The sequence below is a fragment of the Ideonella azotifigens genome, assembly GCF_006519715.1.
Classification (GTDB): domain Bacteria; phylum Pseudomonadota; class Gammaproteobacteria; order Burkholderiales; family Burkholderiaceae_C; genus Ideonella; species Ideonella azotifigens.
The window spans coordinates 1-1,456 of sequence record NZ_VIDT01001021.1; the positions used below are offsets into that span (position 1 = coordinate 1).

2 protein-coding genes are annotated in these 1,456 nt (G+C 69.6%); one reads left to right on the forward strand and one right to left on the reverse strand.

Annotated elements, in window-relative coordinates:
• Positions 1–327 (forward strand): hybrid sensor histidine kinase/response regulator (locus FKP22_RS30235; RefSeq protein ID WP_141291907.1); only part of this gene is annotated, 327 nt, incomplete at its 5' end.
• A gap of 9 nt (positions 328–336) precedes the next feature.
• On the opposite strand, the gene FKP22_RS30240 is transcribed toward FKP22_RS30235, so the two are convergent.
• Positions 337–1,179 (reverse strand): Crp/Fnr family transcriptional regulator, encoded by an 843-nt coding sequence (locus FKP22_RS30240; RefSeq protein WP_231011229.1) that lies wholly within the window; start codon positions 1,177–1,179, stop codon positions 337–339.
• Positions 1,180–1,456: the final 277 nt, after the last annotated feature.

A 1,456-nucleotide genomic window follows, 5' to 3' on the forward strand; every position in this document is an offset into this window, starting at 1 on the left:
CTGGCGCTGGGCTGCCAGGTGACGCCGGTGGCCAGCGGCGAGGCGGCATGGTCGATGCTGGAACAGCTGGACCCGCCGGAGCTGCCCGATGCCGGTTTCGACGTGCTGCTCAGCGACATCGCGCTGGGCGCCGGCATGCGCGGCACCGCGCTTGCAGCAAAAGCCAGGCAGCGCTGGCCGCTGCTGGCGGTGCTGCTGATGTCCGGCTTCTCGGCCGAGCTGCTGGAGGCGGACCGCGATTCCCCGCCCGACTGGGAGCTGCTGCGCAAGCCCTACAGCCGCAGCGAACTGGCGCAGGCGCTGGCCCGCGTCATTGGCACCAGGTGATTCGCTGGCTCACTGCAACGTAGGCGCAGCCGGCAGTTCGTCGGCCACCGGCGAAAGGCAGCGCTGCACAAAGGCTGACAGGGCGCTCACGTCCGGGATCTGCACCTCGCGGCGGCCCTTCTCGGCGAAGCAGATGATCCCGTCGCGGGCCAGGCGCGACAGCGCGCGGCTGACGGTCTCCAGCGTCATGCCCAGGTAGTTGCCGATCTCGGCGCGGCTCATGCGCAGCGTGAACTGATCGGTGCGCAGGCCACGCTTGGCCAGCGACTCGGCCCAGTAACGCAGGAAGTCCGCCACGCGCGCGTCGGCAGGCAGCGTGCAGACCGACATCAGCGAATCACGGTCACGGGTGATCTCGCGGCTCATCGCCTGGTGCAGCACCGTCAGCAGAGCCGGTTGGCGCAGGCTGGCGGCCACCAGGGCGTCATAGCGCACGCTCCAGACCTCGCCGGTGTCCATGGCCACGGCATCGCAGCCATAGTGGCCGTGGGCAATGCCGTCGAAGCCCAGCCAGTCGCCGCGGAACTTCAGGCTGACCACCTGCTCGCGGCCATCGGCCGACAGGCGCACCAGCTTCACGAAGCCGGCGTTCATCAGGTGCAGGCACGCAAAGGCTTCGCCGGCTTGGTAGATGCGATCGCCTGCATGCACCACGCGGCGCTGCGGCGCAAGCGCCTCGCCGATCAGGCTCAGCGTGTCACCGATCTGGGCAGCAGCACTGAGCTGCGTGCGCGCCAGGCCTGGCAGCTTGGGCGCTTGCGCCATGGCCCGAGCCGGGGGCGTCGGCATCGCCATCACGTGGGCGGCAGGAACGGCGATGGCAGAGGCAGTGGCGGCGGCAGAGCTGTGCATGGGGATCTCCAGGGCGTTGGCATTCAGGTTGAGATGAATGCTAGGCAGCGCCTGCAACACAGGCATCAACGGCCCGCGTCGCTCGGTAACAGTGGGTCAACAGACCGTGTCAACCGCGTATCAGGCAGGCCGGCGGCGGCGGGCTTGACGCCGCTCAAATGCGCGCCGCGCTGCCGCCGCTAGGCTGGGCCTCCGCGCAATCAAGGCTTGCGCCGCACCTCCCCGCAACCCATGCCTGCCCGCTCCCACATCCTTCCGTCCCCCATGCCCGAGACGC

What these genes read in the sequence shown, in the direction of transcription:
- FKP22_RS30240 (WP_231011229.1), bottom strand. Translation starts at nt 1,179, where the DNA reads ATGCACAGCTCTGCCGCCGCCACTGCCTCTGCCATCGCCGTTCCTGCC.